13 protein-coding genes and 1 pseudogene are annotated in these 18,086 nt (G+C 70.2%); 7 read left to right on the top strand and 7 right to left on the bottom strand.

Features of this window, described 5'->3' with window-relative positions; translation table 11 throughout:
• The first annotated feature begins 84 nt into the window (after positions 1–84).
• The 5 genes from D7W79_RS21980 (at position 85) to D7W79_RS22000 (ending at position 7,743) form a co-directional block, all read left to right on the top strand.
• Positions 85–978, top strand: a complete 894-nt coding sequence (locus D7W79_RS21980) for an Hsp33 family molecular chaperone HslO (protein WP_120527347.1) — start codon at positions 85–87, stop codon at positions 976–978.
• A gap of 133 nt (positions 979–1,111) precedes the next feature.
• Positions 1,112–1,807: a phosphoribosyltransferase gene (locus tag D7W79_RS21985; RefSeq protein WP_120527348.1), complete on the top strand. Its 696-nt coding sequence runs from the start codon at positions 1,112–1,114 to the stop codon at positions 1,805–1,807.
• A gap of 49 nt (positions 1,808–1,856) precedes the next feature.
• The gene (selB, locus tag D7W79_RS21990) at positions 1,857–3,785 is read left to right on the top strand and encodes a selenocysteine-specific translation elongation factor (RefSeq protein WP_120527349.1); all 1,929 of its coding nucleotides are present in this window, start codon (positions 1,857–1,859) and stop codon (positions 3,783–3,785) included.
• Positions 3,782–6,298, top strand: coding sequence for an ATP-binding protein (locus tag D7W79_RS21995; protein ID WP_120527350.1), 2,517 nt, complete (start codon positions 3,782–3,784; stop codon positions 6,296–6,298). Before selB ends, D7W79_RS21995 begins: the two co-directional genes overlap by 4 nt.
• The gene (locus tag D7W79_RS22000; RefSeq protein ID WP_120527351.1) at positions 6,295–7,743 is read left to right on the top strand and encodes a sigma-54-dependent transcriptional regulator; all 1,449 of its coding nucleotides are present in this window, start codon (positions 6,295–6,297) and stop codon (positions 7,741–7,743) included. The genes D7W79_RS21995 and D7W79_RS22000 overlap by 4 nt, the downstream gene beginning before the upstream one ends.
• A gap of 533 nt (positions 7,744–8,276) precedes the next feature.
• On the opposite strand, the gene D7W79_RS22005 is transcribed toward D7W79_RS22000, so the two are convergent.
• Genes D7W79_RS22005 through D7W79_RS22035 form a run of 7 tightly spaced genes read right to left on the bottom strand, consistent with a single transcriptional unit; the run spans position 8,277 to position 16,495 of the window.
• Positions 8,277–9,836, bottom strand: a complete 1,560-nt coding sequence (locus D7W79_RS22005) for an NADH-quinone oxidoreductase subunit N (RefSeq protein ID WP_120527352.1) — start codon at positions 9,834–9,836, stop codon at positions 8,277–8,279.
• 15 nt (positions 9,837–9,851) lie between these two features.
• On the bottom strand, positions 9,852–11,543 hold the full coding sequence (locus D7W79_RS22010) for a complex I subunit 4 family protein (RefSeq protein ID WP_120527353.1): 1,692 nt from the start codon (positions 11,541–11,543) through the stop codon (positions 9,852–9,854).
• On the bottom strand, positions 11,540–13,765 hold the full coding sequence (gene nuoL, locus D7W79_RS22015; protein WP_120527354.1) for an NADH-quinone oxidoreductase subunit L: 2,226 nt from the start codon (positions 13,763–13,765) through the stop codon (positions 11,540–11,542). Before nuoL ends, D7W79_RS22010 begins: the two co-directional genes overlap by 4 nt.
• Before the next feature lie 25 nt (positions 13,766–13,790).
• A complete protein-coding gene (nuoK, locus tag D7W79_RS22020) occupies positions 13,791–14,093 on the bottom strand; it encodes an NADH-quinone oxidoreductase subunit NuoK (protein WP_120527355.1) in 303 nt (100 codons plus the stop codon).
• Between the two features lie 26 nt (positions 14,094–14,119).
• Positions 14,120–14,626: an NADH-quinone oxidoreductase subunit J family protein gene (locus tag D7W79_RS22025; protein ID WP_120527356.1), complete on the bottom strand. Its 507-nt coding sequence runs from the start codon at positions 14,624–14,626 to the stop codon at positions 14,120–14,122.
• Positions 14,623–15,966 carry an NADH-quinone oxidoreductase subunit NuoF gene (gene nuoF / locus D7W79_RS22030; RefSeq protein WP_120527357.1) on the bottom strand — a complete coding sequence of 448 codons (1,344 nt, stop codon included), beginning with the start codon at positions 15,964–15,966 and terminating at the stop codon, positions 14,623–14,625. Before nuoF ends, D7W79_RS22025 begins: the two co-directional genes overlap by 4 nt.
• 40 nt (positions 15,967–16,006) lie before the next feature.
• Positions 16,007–16,495: an NADH-quinone oxidoreductase subunit NuoE family protein gene (locus D7W79_RS22035; protein WP_120527358.1), complete on the bottom strand. Its 489-nt coding sequence runs from the start codon at positions 16,493–16,495 to the stop codon at positions 16,007–16,009.
• A gap of 104 nt (positions 16,496–16,599) precedes the next feature.
• Here D7W79_RS22035 and D7W79_RS22040 point away from each other — a divergent pair, with 104 nt between their 5' ends.
• Both D7W79_RS22040 and D7W79_RS22045 read left to right on the top strand, forming a co-directional pair.
• Complete coding sequence (locus D7W79_RS22040; RefSeq protein ID WP_120527359.1) at positions 16,600–17,352, top strand: TIGR02266 family protein; 753 nt, start codon at positions 16,600–16,602, stop codon at positions 17,350–17,352.
• 91 nt (positions 17,353–17,443) lie between these two features.
• Positions 17,444–18,086, top strand: a pseudogene (locus D7W79_RS22045) (serine/threonine-protein kinase); the annotation flags it as partial.

An 18,086-nucleotide genomic window follows, 5' to 3' on the forward strand; every position in this document is an offset into this window, starting at 1 on the left:
GACTGCTGGCCGCCAGGCGGGCGTCCCGCCCCCGTCCCTCTTCCGTTGGCGGGCGCGAACGGGTGGGGCACGCTAACCAGCCCTATGCCCGATGAGCTTGTCAGTGGATTGTTGAAGGCGTCGGACCTGCGCCTGGTCCTCGCCACCACCGGGGCCCTGTCCCGCCAGGCCCGCGCCACGCACCAGAGCATGCCGGCCTCCGCCGCCCTGCTGTCCCAGGGCCTCACCGCCGCCGCCCTCATGGGCTCGCTCAGGAAGGGCACGGACTCCCGCATCAACGTGCAGTTGGAGTGCGACGGCCCCCTGCGCGGCCTCTTCGTGGACGGCGACGCGAACGGCGTCGTGCGCGGCTACGTGAAGAACACCCTGGTGGAGTACGTGGGGACGGAGGGCAAGTACCACTGGCGCCCGGTGCTCGGGAACCAGGGCTTCCTGTCCGTGCTGCGCGACCAGGGCGGCGGCGAGTACTACCGCTCGTCCGTGGAATTGGAGCACTTCGACCTGGTGGCGGACCTGGAGCGCTACTTCCACCAGTCGGATCAGGTCCCCTCGCACCTGCTGATGGCGCAGCTGCCCGGCCCGGTGGACGGCCAGGAGGATCCGCTCGCCACCGTGGTGGGCCTGCTCGTGCAGCCCCTGCCCAACGGGGACCGGGACGCTTTCAAGGCGCTGGGCACCCGGCTCAAGGCGCAGTTCCAGACGGCCGTGCAGGCGCACGCGCAGGACGGGGCGCTGACCCTGCTGCGCTCGCTGGTGCCGGAGGCGGACCTGGAGGTCATGTCGCGCTACCCCCTGCGCTTTACCTGTTCGTGCAGCCGCGACCGCGTGAAGCTCGCGCTGCTCGCCATGGGCCGCGAGGAGCTCCAGGACCTGCTGGCGAAGGAAGGCCAGGCGGAGGCCACCTGCCAGTTCTGCACGACGCGCTATGTCATCCCCGGTGCGGAGATCCAGCAGATGCTGACGGAAGGCAGGGCCTGAAGACAGACATCCTTGCGGCTCGGAGGATGATACAGCGCTTCACATCGTCCGGGGAGGCAGGCGCGGCGGTTGTGGCGGGGTCGCGGTGCTCGGGATATGACAGGGCCGCCGCACCTCACCCGGAGCTTTCGCCGTGGCCATCAAGCGGGCAGCGCCGCCGAAGTCCCAGGACCAGCGCAACCCTTCCCCGAAGCCTGTCGTGCCCTCCGCCGCCCAGAAGCAAGGCGCGGAGAAGCTCGTCTCCATTCCCAATGACATGGTGCTGGCGCCCCAGGTAGAGGCCCCGCGCCAACCCACCGGCCGCGACCAGTCCCGGCAGAAGTCCACCGGCGTGGTGGAGCTGTCGTGGGCGGAGTTCGACCGCAAGGTCCAGAAGCTGGCGCGCACCATCCGTCAGGCGTGGGAGCCGCAGGCGGTAGTGGGCGTGGCCCACGGCGGCGTGTTCGTGGGCGGGGCGCTCGCGGGCGCCCTGGGCTGCGAGTTCTTCCCCGTGCGCATCAGCCGCCGCAGCCGCGACAAGGGCGAGCGCACCCAGGAGCGCGGCCAGCCGCAGGTGAGCGAGGAGATGCCCACCGAAATCAAGGGCCGCCGCGTGCTCATCGTGGACGACATCGCGTCCAGCGGGGACACGCTGGAACTGGCCACGGCGCTCGCGAAGAAGGTGGGCGCGAAGGAGATCCGCACCGCGTGCCTCATCGCGCGGCCGGAGGGCTTCACGCCGGACCACGTGGGGCTGTCCACGGACTCGCTCTTCGTCTTCCCGTGGGACTACAAGCCGGTGATGGGCGACGCGCACTTCGACGACGACCCCGACAAGGCCGGAGCCTAGCTTCAGGGCTCCGGGCTCCGGGCTTCAGGACAAGGGCGCTGACGCGGCGATGATCATCGGGACGGCGGGGCACATCGACCACGGCAAGACGTCCCTCGTGAAGGCGCTGACGGGCACCGACACCGACCGGCTCCCGGAGGAGAAGCGGCGGGGCATCACCCTGGAGCTGGGCTTCGCCCACCTGCCCCTGCCGGACGGACAGGTGGCGGGTGTGGTGGACGTGCCCGGCCACGAGCGCTTCGTGAAGGCCATGGCCGCGGGCGCGGGCGGCGTGGACCTGGCGGTGCTGGTGGTGGCCGCCGACGAGGGCGTCATGCCCCAGACGCGCGAGCACCTGGACATCTGCCGGCTGCTCGGCGTGAAGGCGGGCGTCGTCGCGCTCACCAAGGCGGACCTGCTGGACGCGCTGGGCGAGGACTGGCGCGCGCTGGTGGAGGCGGACCTCGCCGCGCTCACCGCCGGCACCTTCCTGGAGGCCGCGCCCGTGGTGCCCGTGTCGTCGCGCACGGGCGCGGGGCTGCCGGAGCTGAAGTCCGCGCTCGGCCGCGCGGGCGGCGCGCTGCCACGGCGGCCCTCCGAGGGCCCCGTGTTCCTCCCCGTGGACCGGGCCTTCACCATCAAGGGCTTCGGCACGGTGGTGACGGGCACGCTCCTGTCCGGCGCGCTGGCGGTGGACGACGCGGTGGCGCTGCTGCCCTCGGTGGCCGGCGCGCGTCCGGGCCCCTTTCGCGTCCGGGGCGTGCAGGTGCACGGCCAGCCGATAACCCGCGTGGAGGCGGGGCAGCGCGCGGCGGTGAACGTGGCGGACGTGCAGACGGAGGACGTGCACCGGGGCATGGTGCTCACGCGCGCGGGCGAGCTGCCGGAGACGTCCATGCTGGACGTGGAGCTGACGCTGCTGCCCGCCGCGGAGGGACCGCTGCCGAAGCGCCGCAAGCTGCTCCTGCACCTGGGCACCGCGCAGGTGGAGGCCACGGTGGCGCTGCTGGACCTGGACTCGCTCGCGCCCGGGGAGACGGGGCTCGCGCAGCTGCGGCTGGAGTCGCCGGTGGGGGCGCTCGTCGGTCAGCGCTTCATCCTGCGCGGCTCGCGCGCGCTGCCGGGCCGGGGCGCCACGGTGGCCGGAGGGCGCGTGCTCTCCATCACGCCGCCGCGCCGGCGCCGGGGCGCGTCCTCGGTGGTGCGGCCGCTGCTGGAGGCGGACGCGGCCGGGCAGGTGGCGTGGCTCCTCAGGCAGGCGGGCTACGCGGGGCTCACGCAGACGGAGCTGTTCGGCCGCTCGGGGCTTTCGCCCAAGGTGCTGACGCGGACGCTGGAGCTGCTGGGCGCGAAGGGGCAGGTGCTGCTGGTGGACCGCGACCGGCGGCTCTACGTGGCGCAGGACGTGTTCGAGGGCCTGCGCCAGCGCTCGCTCGCGCTGCTCGCCGCGTTCCACGAGCGCGAGCCCATGCGAGATGGCCTGTCGCGCGAGGAGCTCCGTCAGCGGCTCTCCGCCCAGCTGGACGGCCGCCTGTTCCAGCGCGTGGTGCAGGCACTGGTGGACGCAGGCGGCGTGGAGGCGGAGAAGGACCTGGTGCGCCTGAAGGGCCGGGGCCGTACGCTGACGCTGGGTGACGAGGCCGCGCGCACGCGCCTGTCCGCGGAGCTCTCCGCGGCGGGGCTCGCGCCGCCCACGGTCACGGAACTCTCCCAGAAGCTGGGGCTGACGCCCGCGAAGCTGCAGGAGCTGCTGAAGGTGCTGGTGGCGTCGGGCGTGGGCGTGCGGGTGAGCGAGGAGCTGTGCTTCGACGCGGGCGCGCTGGAGGACCTGCGCGGCCGGCTGGTGGCGTACCTGAAGGACCAGAAGGAGATCACCACGCAGGGCTTCAAGGAGCTGGTGGGCCAGAGCCGCAAGTTCACCATCCCCCTGTCGGAGTACTTCGACCGGGAGAAGGTCACGCTGAGGGTGGGGGACAAACGGGTGCTGCGTCGCGGATGAGTCCCAAGGTCTACAGCGAGCGGGAGCTGCGCGCCCTGGTGGAGCCCTTCGCCCAGCCCATGCTGGTGGTGGAGGCGGAGGGGCGCGTCCAGGTGGCCAACGCCGCGTACGCGCGGCTCCTGGGCCTGACCCTGGAGCAGGTGGAGGGCCGCTCCTTCCTGGACTTCGTGCAGCCGGAGGAGCGCAGCCGGATGGGGGAGCGCTTCCACCGGCTGGCCACGGGCGCGCCGCTGGACGGGCGCCCGCAGCTCTACAAGGTGCTCAGCGTCCACGGCGCGCCGGGCGAGGTGTACGTGCAGGCCAACCCCCTGCGGCTGGAGGGGGGGCGCTTCGCCCTGTTGCTCAGCTGCATGGTGATGTCGGACCGGCCCGTGGAGTTGGTGGTGGCGGAGCGGCTGGTGGACACGTCCGCGGGGCTGGTGTCCGCGCGCTCGGAGGAGGGCGTGCGGCGCGTGGCGCTGGCGGGCCTGGAGGCCGCGGGCTTCCGGGCGCGCATCCTGCGCTGGGACGGCACGCGGCTGGTGGTGCGCGACGGCGTGTCCCTGCCGGCGGATTCGCACCTGGCACTGGAGGCGCTGTCGGACGGGCGGCCGGTGTTCGGCGGCGCGGACCAGGCGCAGCCCACGCACGCGTACCTGCCGGTGGGAGGGCCGCAGTCGGAGGTGCTGTGGGTCGCGGGCCCGTGGGTGGCGCCCCGGCACGGCTCGGTGCTGACGCTGTTCGCGAAGGTGGTGGGCGCGGCGCTCGCGGACGCACACCTCCAGGCGGACGGCGCGCGCAGCCGCTGGGAGGTGGAGGCGGTGGCGGAGATGGCGCGCTTCGTGGCGCAGCCCGTGCCCCCGTCGCCGGAGACGTTCCTCGCGCGCGTGGCGGAGCTGCTCCAGGCCCGCGCGGTGGCGCTGCACGTCACCTCCGGACCGGGAGAGGCGCCCCGGCTCGCCGCCCACGTGGGGCTGGAGGAGGGGAGTGTGACGGCGGGGGACGCGGCCCGGGCCACCGGCGTGCTCCTGGCCTCGTCGCTGCGGGAGGACGGAGGCGTGCTGTCGTCGGAGGCGCAGGGGCGCGCGCTGGAGACGCTGTCCCAGGGCCGCTTCGGCAACGGGACAGCGGCGCGGCTCACCCGGGGCGGGGAGTGCGTGGGCGTGGTGCAGGCGCTGCGCGCGAAGGAGCGCCCCTTCGACGAGCGCGACGCGCGGCTCCTGGCCACGCTCGCGGAGCTGCTGGTGACGCTGCTGGAGCAGCGCCGCCTCCGGGCGGAGTCCGCGCGCCAGCTCACGGAGACGCGCCTGCTGCTGGACCTGGCGCGCACCACGTCGGGCGTGCTGGAGACGGCGAGCATCCTGGACGTCGCGTCCGACTTCCTGGTGCACCTCCTGGACGTGTCCAACTGCTTCATCCTGCTCTATGACGAGCAGGCCAAGGTGCTCCGGGGCGCGGCGGCGTCGGCGGCCCACCGCGACCTGTTCCGCACGGTGGTGGTGCCGCTCGACAGCGACGACCTGGCCGCGCGCGTGGCCCTGGAGCGCAAGCCCATCGCGGTGGAGGACCTGACGTCCGCGAGCGTCTCCGTCAGCGCCGTGCTCATCGACCGGCTGGGGGAGAAGGCCCTGCTGGGCCTGCCGCTCACCTCGCGCGAGGAGCTCATCGGCGTGGTGCTGGTGGACGACGTGCGCGGCCCGCGCCCCTTTGGCCCGGAGCTGATTGAGCTGGCGGAGGCGACGTGCGGCCAGCTGGCGCTGTCCATCGCCAACGCGCGCCTCTACGAATCCCTGTGGGCCAGCTACGCGGAGCTGGCCGCCACCCGCGCGGAGATGGTGAAGCGCGAGCGCCTGGCCGCGCTGGGCGAGCTGTCCGCCATCGTCGCCCACGAGGTGCGAAACCCCCTGGGCGTCATCTTCAACGCGGTGGCCACGCTCCGGCGCATCATGAATCCCACCGGCGACACGGCGATGTTGCTGGACATCGTGGCGGAGGAGAGCGACCGCCTCAACCGCATGGTGGCCGACCTGCTAGACTTCACCCGCCCGCGCAACCCGGTGCTCCAGCCGGAGGACCTGCTGCGCGTGCTCCAGGACGCCCTGGAGGCCGCGCGGGCACAGGCCTCCACGGAGCGCCCGGTGCACGTCCACGTGGAGGTGGAGCCCGGCATCGCCACGGTGCCCATGGACCGGCGGCAGATCCGCCAGGCCCTCTTCAACGTGGCCGTCAACGCCATCCAGGCCATGCCCCAGGGGGGCGAGGTCTGGGTGCAAGCGCGCCGGGACATGCACGCCGGCCGCGAGCAGCTGCGCATCGACGTGATGGACCAGGGGCCGGGCATCCCGGCGGAGCTGCTCCACCGCGTCTTCGAACCCTTCTTCACCACCAAGGCCCAGGGCACCGGCCTGGGGCTGGCGGTGGTGAAGCGCATCCTGGAAGAGCACCGCGGCGAAATCGCCGTGGAGAGCGCCCCCGGACGCGGAACCACCTTCACCTTCTGGCTGCCGCTCACGCAGCCCCAGTCCCTCTCATGACCGACGCGACCACCCCGGTTCCCCGAGGACGCATCCTCGTGGTGGACGACCAGCGCAACATGCGCGCCACCACCGCGCTGCTCCTGAAGCAGGCGGGCTACGACATCTTCGAAGCCGCCACTGGCGAGGAGGCCCTGGGCGTGCTCGGCAAGGAGCGCGTGGACCTGCTCCTCACGGACCTGAAGATGGAGCCCATGGACGGGCTCACGCTCCTGCGGCGCGCGCTGGAGGTCGCCCCGCGCCTCCAGGTCATCATGATGACGGCCTTCGGCTCCATCGAGAGCGCGGTGGAGGCCATGCGCCTGGGGGCGTACGACTACATCACCAAGCCCTTCAAGGAAGGCGAGGTGCTCTACCGCGTGGAGCGCGCCCTGGAGCGCTCCAAGCTCCAGGCGGCGGTGGACAGCTTCGCCACGGACTTCGCCGAGCGCCACGGCCTGTCCGCGCTGGTGGGCCGCAGCCCGGCGATGCGCGAACTCACCACGCGCCTGGTGCGCGTCGCGCAGAGCGACGCCACCGTCCTCATCCAGGGCGAGAGCGGCACGGGCAAGGAGCTGGTGGCCCGCGCCCTCCACGCGCACAGCCGCCGCAACAAGCAGCCCTTCGTGCCCGTCAACTGCGCGGCCATCAGCGAAACGCTGCTGGAGACGGAGCTCTTCGGCCACGCCAAGGGCGCCTTCACCGGCGCGGTGAGGGCGCGCCGGGGCCTCTTCGAGGAAGCGGACAACGGCACGCTCTTCATCGACGAGGTGACGGAGACGAGCCCCACCTTCCAGTCCAAGCTCCTGCGCACGCTCCAGGACGGCGAGGTGCGCCGCGTGGGCGAGTCCACCTCGCTGCGCGTGGACGTGAGGATCGCCGCGGCCACCAACCGCGACATCGAGCTGGAGGTGAAGGAGAAGCGCTTCCGCCAGGACCTCTACTACCGCCTCAACGTGGTGATGCTGCGCGTGCCCCCGCTGCGCGAGCGCCTGGAGGACGTGCCCGCGCTGGCGCAGCACTTCCTGGACCGCGCCAACGCCCGCAGCCCCCGGACCCGGCGCCTGTCCGAGTCCGCCGTGGAGCACCTGATGACGTACCGCTTCCCCGGCAACGTGCGCGAGCTGGAGAACCTGGTGGAGCAGGCCGCCGCGCTGGCGGAAGGGGACGAACTGCTCCCCGAGGACTTCCCGCTGCGCCCCCAGGGCCGCGTGCTCCCGGCCACCACCCCTGAAGCCGCGGGCCTGCCGCCCAGCGACGCCCCGCGCTCCACCGGCGCGGAGGCCACCGGGCCCACGCTGGCGGAGGTGGTGGAGGACGCCGAGCGCCGCGCCATCGTCCAGGCCCTGGAGCGCCACGGAGTGGACCTTGCAAGCGTGGCGGACGAGCTGGGCGTCTCCTCCACCACGCTGTGGCGGAAGATGAAGCGGCTCAACCTCCGGCCGCCCGCGGGGGCCCGCGAATAGCCTCCCAGCGGATCTCCACCCGGCCTCCCGGTACGGCTTCAGATCCGAAATTGCCCCCGTTCAGGGATGAAAAAACCAACCGCCCGAATTCGTTGGGTGTTTTCATCCATGAAACGTGATTTCAGCCCTGCAATGGGGGAGGGCGGGGGCAGAACTGTCGCCCTGTCGTCCAAGTGCCTGAGAACTCTGGAGTTTCGTCCCGCGCGAGCGCTGGCACGACACCTGCTAAAGCCTACGTCGGGACGCATCGAAGCGAGGCTGAAAGTGGTTCCCCCCCACCCTTTCAGCACTTCCGGTGTGTCACCTTGAGAAGACCCGCGGCCCGACACCCTCACGGGTGCCGGGCCGCCTTCTTTTCCACTCCCCGCATCATCCGCCGCCCCGCCGTTGATCCGCATGACGCGGCGCGGATCCATTTCACTTCTGCAATGCACCCACGGCCATGACGCCGTGAGCCATGCCCCGCAACGACAACGCCCGCCAGGGCCAGGGGCCGAGGCGGGCGTCGGGTGCCGCGAGCTGCCGGCGTGCGGCTACTGGCCGAACAGCGTGCCGGCCTGGGCCAGCCAGTCGGTGACGTGGCCGGGGAGGATGCCCAGCAGCACCACGGCGACGGTGGCGATGACGAGCGCGGCCTCCGTGCCCCAGTTGCGCTCCAGCGGCTGGGCGCCCTCGGGGATGGGGTGCATGAACATGTAGACCACGACGCGCAGGTAGTAATACGCGCCCGCCGCGCTGCTGAGCACCGCGACCACCGTGAGGCCCACGAGGCCCACGTCGATGGCGGCCTGGAAGATGAGCAGCTTGCTCATGAAGCCGACGGTGGGGGGGATGCCGCCCAGCGACAGCATGAAGGCCGCCATGGCGAAGGCCCAACCCGGCCGACGCTGCGCGAGGCCCGCGAAGCGCTCCAGGTCCCACGCGGTTCCCTTCTCCTCGTCCTCGCGGCGCTCCAGCGCGGAGACCATGGCGAAGGCGCCCGTCGCGCTGAAGGTGTACGCCAGCAGGTAGTACAGGATGCCGCGCAGCGCATCCGAGCGCGCCACGTCCAGCGGCGTGCCACCGGACAGCGAGGACGCGGACAGCAGGCGGAAGTGCTCGCCCGGGGCCGCGACGAACAGCGCCGCCACGCCCAGGAGCAGGTAGCCCGCGTGCGCGATGGAGGAGTACGCGAGCATGCGCTTCACGTTGCGCTGCGGAATCGCCATCAGGTTGCCGGCGATCATCGTGAGCAGCGCCAGCGTGGCGAAGAGCATCAGCGGCAGCTTGGGGTCCATGCCCTTGCCCACCGTGATGAACACGCGCACCAGCGACGCGAACGCCGCCGCCTTCACGCCCGCGCTCATGAGGGCCGTCACCGGGGTGGGGGCGCCCTCGTAAACGTCCGGCGTCCACATGTGGAACGGCACGGCCGCCACCTTGAACGCGAAGCCCGCGGCGATGAGCACCGCGCCCACGTAGACGAGCGCCGGGGACGTGGACAGCGCCTGCTGCAGCGGCCCCGCCATGTCGTTGAGCTTCGTGGTGCCCGTGGCGCCGTAGAGGAGCGCCGTGCCGTACAGCAGGATGGCGGAGGAGAAGGCGCCCAGGATGAAGTACTTGAAGCCCGCCTCGCTGGGACGCGTGCCGCGGCGCAGGTACGCCGTCAGCGCGTACGTCGCGATGGAGAGCACCTCGATGTTGACGAAGATGGTGATGAACTCCGACGACATCGCCAGCAGGCTCATGCCCGCGGAGGCGAAGAGCATCAGCGCGTAGAACTCACCGCGCTCCGCGCCGCGACGCCGCAGGAAGCCCACCGCGCTCAGGGCCGCCAGCCCCAGGCCCACGCTCACCACCAGGGTGAGGAAGCTGGAGAAGGGGTCCAGCACGCCGAAGCCGAGGAACACCTCGCGCGGCGGCTCGAACATCAGGCCCACGGCCACGGCGCCGCTGGCCACCGCCGCCACGACGGTGAGCACCGCCTGGTAGCCGCGGGACGCCGTCGCGGAGAGGAACACCTCCGACAACAGCAGGACGGAGGCCGCCACCACCATGATGATGGCGGGCAGCATGGGGAGGAATTCCGCCAGGGTGATATTTGGCAGGTTCATGGAGTCTTTCGGGGCCTACTCGCGAGCAGCGAGCGGCGCGGCGGGAACGGAGGGGCGGGCCACGGCGGCGGTGGAGGGCAGCGACATCACCTCCACGCGCAGCTGGTCGTCCTTCGCCTGGGTGGCGCCCGGAGCGCCCACGCTGGCGCGCGCCACGTAGCGGTCCGTGGACGGAGCGATGCGGTCCAGGAAGGGCTGCGGCATCAGGCCCATCACCGCCACCAGCACGATGAAGGGGGCCGTGGTGAGCATCTCGCGCACGTTCATGTCGCGCAGGTGCTGGTTCTCCCGGTGCGTGATGCTGCCGAAGAACACCTTCTGCACCATCCACAGCATGTAAGCCGCGCCCAGGATGACGCCCAGCGTGGCGAACGCGCCGAAGCCCAGGGGCAGGCTGCTCTTGAACGTGCCCATCAGCACCAGGAACTCGCCGATGAAGCCGTTGGTGCCCGGCACCGCCACCGACGAGAACGTGATGATGACGAACGCCGCGGTGAACACCGGCATCACCTTGGCGATGCCGCCGTAGTCCGACATCAGGCGCGTGTGGCGGCGCTCGTAGAGGAAGCCGAAGAGGAGGAACAGCGCGCCCGTGGAGATGCCGTGGTTGAGCATCTGGTACGCGCTGCCCGTGGCGCCCTCACCGGTGACGGCGAGCAGGCCCAGCATGCAGTAGCCCAGGTGGCTGACGGACGAGTACGCGATGAGCTTCTTGATGTCCCGCTGCGCCAGGCACATCAGCGCGCCATACACGATGCCGATGACGGCCAGCACCGCGAGGAACGGACGGGCCGCGTGCGCCGCCACGGGGAAGAGCGGAATCGCGAAGCGCCAGAAGCCGTAGGTGCCCATCTTCAGCATCACGCCGGCCAGGATCATGGAGCCCGCCACCGGCGCCTGGACGTGCGCGTCCGGCAACCAGGTGTGCACCGGCCACATGGGGACCTTGATGGCGAACGCCAGCGCGAACGCGGCGAACATCCACGGCCCGTAGGTGTGCAGCGTGGCGGCCAGGCCCGTGAGCGACGCGCACGCGCCCTCCGGTCCGTTGGCGCACGCGGCCAGCTGCTGATTGGCGGCGAGCAGGTTGTTGTAGAGCTGCCCGTAGTCGAAGGAGCGCGTCCCCGGGGGGCCGCTGATGAAGTACACGGCCACGATGGCCACCAGCATCAGCAGCGAGCCCACGAGCGTGTAGAGGAAGAACTTCACCGCCGCCATGCGCCGGTCCTCGGCGCCCCACACACCCACCATCAGGTACATGGGGATGAGCATGGCCTCGAAGAAGATGTAGAAGAGCAGGACGTCCATCGACGCCAGCGCGCCCAGCATCGTCGTCTGGAGCACCAGCAGCGCCAGGTGGAACTCCTTGATGCGGTGCTGGATGTACGTGGTGGAGGCGAGCACCACCAGCGGGCCCAGGAACACCGTCAGGAGCAGCAGGCTCACGGCCAGGCCGTCCACGCCCAGGTGGTAGCTCATCCCGAACTGCTGGAACCACGGGACGCGGAACTCCATCTGGAACTCCGAGCCGGAGGGCTCGAAGCGGAAGTACGCCCAGACGCCGAACACCAGGTCCAGCAGCATGCCCACGAACGTGATGGTGCGGACCTGCCCGTGCTCACTGGCAGGGAGCATCAGCACCAGCGCCGCGAAGACGAGCGGCAGGTAGATGACGACGTTCAACAGGTGGGTGTCGAAGAAGCTCATGAAAGCACCTGCACGAGGGCGTAGACCGCGCCGCCCAGGATGGCGAGCGCCATGATGGCGGCGTAGGCCTGCGCGTCACCCGTCTGGATCCGGCGCAGCCCGAGGCCCACCTTCTCCGTGACGTACGCGGTGCCTCGCACCAGCACCGTGTCGATGACGAGCGCGTCCACCACGCGGAAGAGGATGAAGGCCAGGAACTTCACCGGCCGGATGAGGATGAACTCGTAGAGCTCATCCACGTAGAACTTGTTCTGCGCCGTGCGGCGCACCGCGCGCGCGAACACCGGCACCGGCTGGCCCACCCGCGAGGGGAAGAACTTCAGGTAGGCGAACGCCGCGGCGCCGCCGCCCAGGAGCGCCCACATCCACGCGAAGGCGTAGTCCCCGAGGGAGGGCGAGCTGGTGTCGATGTGCACCGTCTCCGCCACGCGGGCCACCGTCTCCGCCGGGCGCAGCACGGGGGACAGGAAGTTCTCGAACACCGGCTGCGTCCCGCCGCCCGTGCGGGGCATCAGGGGCAGGGCGTAGGTGAACGTGATGAAGGCCAGGAACGCCAGGATGACCAGGGGCAGCGTCATGTGCCACGCGCTCTCATGCGCGTGCGCCAGCTTCGCCTCCGGGGACCGCTTGCCCGTGAAGGTGAGCAGGTAGACGCGCGACATGTAGAACGCCGTGGCCGCGGTGATGAGCAGGCCCATCACGTAGACGAAGGTGGAGACCCACTCCAGGCCGTGCAGGTGGTTGTGGTGCACGCCGTGGAAGATGGCGTCCTTGGAGAAGAAGCCGGACATGATGGGGAAGATGCCCGTGATGGCCAGCGTGGAGACGAGGAAGGTGGCGTGCGTCACCTTCATCTCCTTCCACAGGCCGCCCAGCTTCTTGATGTCCGTCTCGTCACCGTTGCCGTGCATCACGCTGCCGGCGCCCAGGAAGAGGCAGGCCTTGAAGAACGCGTGCGTCATCAGGTGCATCTCGGCGGCCCAGAAGACGCCCATGCCCACGCCCATGAACATGATGCCCAGCTGGGACACCGTGGAGTAGGCGAGCACCTTCTTGATGTCGTCCTGCGCGAACGCGATGAGCGCCGCCAGAAGCGACGTGAGCGCGCCCACGATGGCGATGGTCGCCATGGCGGTGGGGGAGAGCACCAGCAGCGCGCTCATGCGGCAGAAGAGGTACACGCCCGCGGTCACCATCGTGGCGGCGTGGATGAGCGCGGACACCGGCGTCGGGCCGGCCATCGCGTCCGGCAGCCAGACGTAGAGCGGCAGCTGCGCGCTCTTGCCCGCGGCGCCCAGCAGGAAGAGCAGCATGATGGACGTCATCACGCCGCCGAAGGTGTAGCCGGACAGCGGCCCGGACTCGATGGGCGTGGCCAGGGACACCGCGCCGCCCGTGCCTTCCGGCAGGGCCAGGGCCAGCTTCTCCAGGCCCTTGAAGGTGACGGGGCCCTTCTGGGAGATGCCCTGCTCGTAGCGCGCCCGGCTGCTGCCCGCGGCGTTGAAGTCGCGCGCGTCCGCCTGGCGGTTGAAGGCGCCCACCGTGAGGATGAGCAGGAACGTGGCGATGAGGAACGCGAAGTCACCGATGCGGTTGGTGACGAACGCCTTGCGGCCCGCCCACGCCTTCGCGCTGTCCGTGTACCAGAAGCCGATGAGCAGGTAGCTGGCCATGCCGACGCCCTCCCAGCCCACGAAGAGCAGGACCAGGTTGTCGGCCATCACCAGCGTGAGCATCGCGGCGACGAAGAGGTTCAGGTACGCGAAGAAGCGCCAGTACCCGTCGTCGTGCTCCATGTAGCTGGTGGAGTACAGGTGGATGAGGAAGCCGACGCCCGTGATGATGAGCAGCAGGATGCCCGACAGGTGGTCCACCAGCAGGCCGAAGTTCACCCGGAAGTCACCCGCGGCGAACCACGTCCCGTAGTCGTGCGCGATGGCGTAGCGGATGGTGTCCCGCTCGATGCCGAACGGGTTGGGCATGCTCACCACGCGCCCGCCCGCCGCGTCGCTGGTGGCCCAGAAGGCCAGCAGGCTCAGCACGAAGGCGCCGGCGATGGCGGAGCACGCCACCAGGTGCACGTTGGCCCGGCCCAGCCACTTGCCGAACACCCCGCACACGAACGCGCCCAAAAGCGGCAGCAGGATGATCAGCCCCAGCGAGGGAGAGAACACCTCGGGGGGGATGGGAGCCGTTCTGAAGAATTCGGTGATTCCGTCCATGGATGGGCTCAGGGGTGACGGGGCGTTAGTGCTTCATCGTCCGGATGTCGTCGACGTTCACGGATCCGCGACTGCGGAAGACCGCGATGACGATGGCCAGACCGATGGCCGCTTCCGCGGCCGCCACGGCGATGACGAAGAAGGCGGACACGTGCCCGGTGCCTTCGCCATGCATGCGCGCGAAGGCCAGGAACGTGAGGTTGACCGCGTTGAGCATCAGCTCCACGCACATGAAGACGACCAGCGCGTTGGTACGCACCAGCACGCCGAACATGCCCATGCAGAAGAGGGCCGCGGCCAGCAGGAGGTAGTAGGTGATGGGGACCATTGGGTTGTCCTGAGGGGCGCTGAAGGTCAGATGCGGGACTTGGCCACCACCACCGCGCCCACCATGGCCACCAGCAGGAGCAGGCTGACCGCTTCGAACGGCAGCAGCCAGGTGGTGAAGATGGACTGGCCGATGGCCGCCATGGTGCCGAACGCCGCCTGGCCCTTCGCGTCCAGCTGCGCGGGCTGCGCGTTCACGCGGCCCAGCGTCACCACCAGCACGGCCAGGAGGCCCAGCGCGGAGGCACCGCCCAGCAGCCGCGTCACCGTGGGCTTGCCGCGGTGGGGGGCGTCCCCCAGGTTGAGCAGCATGATGACGAAGAGGAAGAGCACCATGATGGCGCCCGCGTACACGAGCACCTGCACCGCGGCCACCGTGTGCGCCCAGAGCAGCACGTAGATGCCGGCCAGGAAGAAGAACGTCGACACCAGGGCCATGGCGGAGTTGATGGGGCTCCGCGCGGTGATGACCAGCCCCGCCGACACCAGCGTCATGACGGCGAAGACGCCGAAGAGGACCAATTCGATGTTCAAGACCAGTCTCCGAAGGAACCCCAGGGGCGGTCACCGAACGGGCAGCGATGCTCCCGCACGTGAGCCTCGAACTCGTCCCGGAACCGCATGAGGAAGGAGTGCGTGGGCAGCGCCGCCGCGTCACCCAGCGCGCAGATGGTGTTGCCCAGGCCGATGGGGGGGTAGGGCGCGATGGAGGAGGCGACGTTCGACAGCATGTCGATGTCGCTCAGCTCCGCGCGGCCTTCCTCGATCTTGCGCAAGAGGCGCGTCTGCCAGGGCGTGCCCTCGCGGCACGGCGTGCACTGGCCGCAGGACTCTTCCGCGTAGAAGCGGGCCACGCGCCAGAGGCTGCGCACCATGCAGGTGGCGTCGTCCATCACGATGACGCCGCCGGAGCCGGCCATCGTCTGCTTCATCTTCAGCGCCTCGAACTCCAGCGCCACGTCCAGCTCGTCCGCGCCCAGCACCGGCGCGGAGGAGCCGCCCGGGATGACCGCCTTGACCTTGCGGCCCTTGGGCATGCCCTGGCCGTACTTGTCGTCGTGGATCAGCTCCAGGATGGTGGTGTGCATCCCCACCTCGTAGACGCCGGGGCGGTTCACGGAGCCGGACAGGCAGACCAGGTGCGTGCCGCCGGACTTCTCCGTGCCCAGCTTCGCGTACCACTCCGCGCCCTTGGCGAGGATGGGCGGCACGCTGGCGAGCGTCTCCACGTTGTTCACCACCGTGGGGCTGCCGAACAGGCCCACCACCGCGGGGAAGGGGGGCTTCAGGCGGGGCCAGCCCTTCTTGCCCTCCAGGGACTCCAGCAGCGCCGTCTCCTCGCCGCAGATGTACGCGCCCGCGCCGCGGACCAGGAAGCAGTCGAGCGCGAAGCCCTCCTTGCCCATCAGCGACTTGCCGAAGATGCCGGCCTTGTAGGCCTCGTCGATGGCCGCCTGGGTGCGCTCCGCCTGGAACTTGAACTCGCCGCGCAGGTACACGTAGCAGGTGTGCACGCCCAGCGCGTACGACGCGATGGCGATGCCCTCCAGCATCATGTGCGGGTCGTTCTCCAGGATGTAGCGGTCCTTGAAGGTGCCCGGCTCGGACTCGTCGCCGTTGACGGCGAGGTACTTGGGCTTGGGGCTGTCCTTGGGGACGAAGCTCCACTTCATGCCCGTGGGGAAGCCCGCGCCGCCTCGGCCGCGCAGGTTGGACTTCTTCACCTCGTCGATGATGGCGGCGGGCTCCATGGAGAGCGCGCGCTTGAGCCCGTCATAGCCACCGCGCGACCGGTAGCTGTCGAGGGTCCAGGACTGGGGCTTGCCCCAGGCCGCCGAGATGACGGGTTCGACCGCCTTTGCCGTAGAGGCCATGGATGAACGTCCTAGGAAAGCGAGGGGGAGGAGGGGCGACTCACGACAGCCGGGCCAGGATGGCGTCCAGCTTCGCCTGGGTCAGGCGCTCGTGGTGATCCTCGTTGATCTGCAGGCAGGGCGCCGTCCCGCAGGACGCCAGGCACTCCGTCTCGCGCAGGGTGAACTTGTCGTTCGTCTCCCCGGCGGTCAGGCCCAGCTTCTGCTCCAGGTACGCGAGCATCTTCTCCGCGCCCCACAGGGAGCAGGAGAGGTTCGTGCAGACGTCGATGACGTACTTGCCCGGCTTCTTGAGGTGGTACATCACGTAGAAGCTGGCGACCTCGTAGGCGCGCTCCGGCGTGACCTCCAGGTTCTTCGCCACCAGCCGAAGACCTTCAGGAGGCAACCACCCCTTGAGGTCCTGCAGCAGGCGCAGCGCGGGAAGCATGCCGGCGCTTTTGCGATCAGAGGGGTAGTGCGAGAGGATTTCCGCGATCCCCGCGTCGAACTTCTTCTGCTCTTCAGGAGTGAACAGGGGCTCCGCCATGGCGGGCCGTACGTATTGCCGCAATGGCTTCGTTGTCAACATAAACCCTCGGCGGTAGACTGGACCGCCATCAGCAAATTTCCGAGCGATTTCAACCCCTTGTTATGAGCCCGGACCCTGCGGACCAGCGGCAGCACCCTCGTGTCCCCACCGTCCTCCGGGTGGACTACCCGCATGGGCGTCCACTGCGGGACGTGACGGAAAACCTCTCCGCCGGAGGCTTCTTCGTCCAGACCGAGCAGCTCTTCGCGGTGGGGGACGAGCTTCGACTTGCTCTTTCTTTCCCGGGACTGCTGGATCCGGTAGAAGTCGCCGGGACGGTGGCGTGGGTGCGCATCGCCGCGCCCGATCAGCCGGGCGGCGTGGGCATCCGTGTGGAGAGCGAGCAGGACCGGCGGCGACTGGGTGACATCTTGAGTTCGGCGGGACCCAACGACAGCGCGGTGACCCCTTCGGAGCAGGACGGGTACCGTGTGCTCATCGTCGAGGACAACCCCCACATCATCGAGATGTACAGCTACGTGCTGAAGAAGCTCGCGAGCAACGACCTGCACGGCAAGGTGCCGCTGGAGGTCCACTTCGCGCCGGACGGGCACCACGCCCTCCTGCGGCTGCGCGAGGACCGCTTCAGCCTGGTGATGCTGGACCTCTACATGCCGGTGATGGACGGCTTCGCCCTGGTGGAGCGCATCCGGGAGGAGGAGGAGCTCAAGGGCATCCCGGTCATCGCCATCTCCGCGGGCGGCAAGGAGGCCCAGGACCGGGCGATGCAGCTGGGGGTGGACATCTACCTGCGCAAGCCCGTGCGGTTCGTGGAAGTGCTGGAGACGGTGAAGCAACTCCTGCGCATCCGGTAGGGCGCGGGGGCTTCCCGGGCACTTCCCCGGGCTTCTTCGACGCGGCAGACGTTGAAGCGCCGGGCGGGTGCCGCGTAGAGTCCGCGCACCCATGACGAAGCCGGCCATCCATCGTGACACCGTCAGTGGCGAGGCGCTGCTCATCCTGCAGAATCTGCGGGAAAACGGCCGCCTGGGACGCTCGAACAAGCTGGCGGACGTGAAGGCCGCCCTCGAGCCGTCCGTCTCGCTGGAGTTCGACAGCTACTTCTTCTTCCTGCGCAAGTTCCACTACATCGCCATGGACCGCGAGGCCCAGCTCAAGCTCACCGAACAGGGTGAGCGGGTGGTGGAGGGGGACCTGCAGGACCGCTTCGCGTCGGAGGTCGACGACTTCTTCGCGGATCAGCTCCTCCCGGCGGAGGACGCCACGCACATCGGCCGTCCGCTGGACGAGGACGAGCCGATGAGCGTCCCGCCGCCGCCGCCGGAGCTGCTCCTGGACGAGGCGGAGGTGGATCCGTCCTCGGCCGGGGCCTCCGGCCAGTCCCCGGGGGGGCCGCCGCCCATGCCGCCGTCGCGCACGCACCGTGTGGCGATGCCCGCGCTGGACCTGGCCCAGGCCGCGACGCAGATGCAGCCCGCGCAGCCGGCGCCCATCGCGACGCCGCAGCCGCAGCCGGTGTCCCGCCAGGACGGCCCGGCGGAAGGACGCCGGGAGACCTTCATCGGGCTGCCGCCGACGCCCGCCCCGG

The organism is Corallococcus exercitus (genome assembly GCF_003611585.1).
Taxonomy (GTDB): Bacteria; Myxococcota; Myxococcia; order Myxococcales; family Myxococcaceae; genus Corallococcus; species Corallococcus exercitus.

Excerpts from the sequence above, each read along its gene's own strand:
- D7W79_RS22005 (WP_120527352.1), bottom strand. The coding sequence starts at position 9,836 with ATGAACCTGCCAAATATCACCCTGGCGGAATTCCTCCCCATGCTGCCC.
- D7W79_RS22040 (WP_120527359.1), top strand. The coding sequence starts at position 16,600 with ATGAGCCCGGACCCTGCGGACCAGCGGCAGCACCCTCGTGTCCCCACC.
- D7W79_RS21995 (WP_120527350.1), top strand. The coding sequence starts at position 3,782 with ATGAGTCCCAAGGTCTACAGCGAGCGGGAGCTGCGCGCCCTGGTGGAG.
- nuoF (WP_120527357.1), bottom strand. The coding sequence starts at position 15,966 with ATGGCCTCTACGGCAAAGGCGGTCGAACCCGTCATCTCGGCGGCCTGG.
- nuoK (WP_120527355.1), bottom strand. The coding sequence starts at position 14,093 with ATGGTCCCCATCACCTACTACCTCCTGCTGGCCGCGGCCCTCTTCTGC.
- selB (WP_120527349.1), top strand. The coding sequence starts at position 1,857 with ATGATCATCGGGACGGCGGGGCACATCGACCACGGCAAGACGTCCCTC.
- D7W79_RS22000 (WP_120527351.1), top strand. The coding sequence starts at position 6,295 with ATGACCGACGCGACCACCCCGGTTCCCCGAGGACGCATCCTCGTGGTG.
- D7W79_RS22010 (WP_120527353.1), bottom strand. The coding sequence starts at position 11,543 with ATGAGCTTCTTCGACACCCACCTGTTGAACGTCGTCATCTACCTGCCG.
- D7W79_RS22035 (WP_120527358.1), bottom strand. The coding sequence starts at position 16,495 with ATGGCGGAGCCCCTGTTCACTCCTGAAGAGCAGAAGAAGTTCGACGCG.
- D7W79_RS21980 (WP_120527347.1), top strand. The coding sequence starts at position 85 with ATGCCCGATGAGCTTGTCAGTGGATTGTTGAAGGCGTCGGACCTGCGC.
- nuoL (WP_120527354.1), bottom strand. The coding sequence starts at position 13,765 with ATGGACGGAATCACCGAATTCTTCAGAACGGCTCCCATCCCCCCCGAG.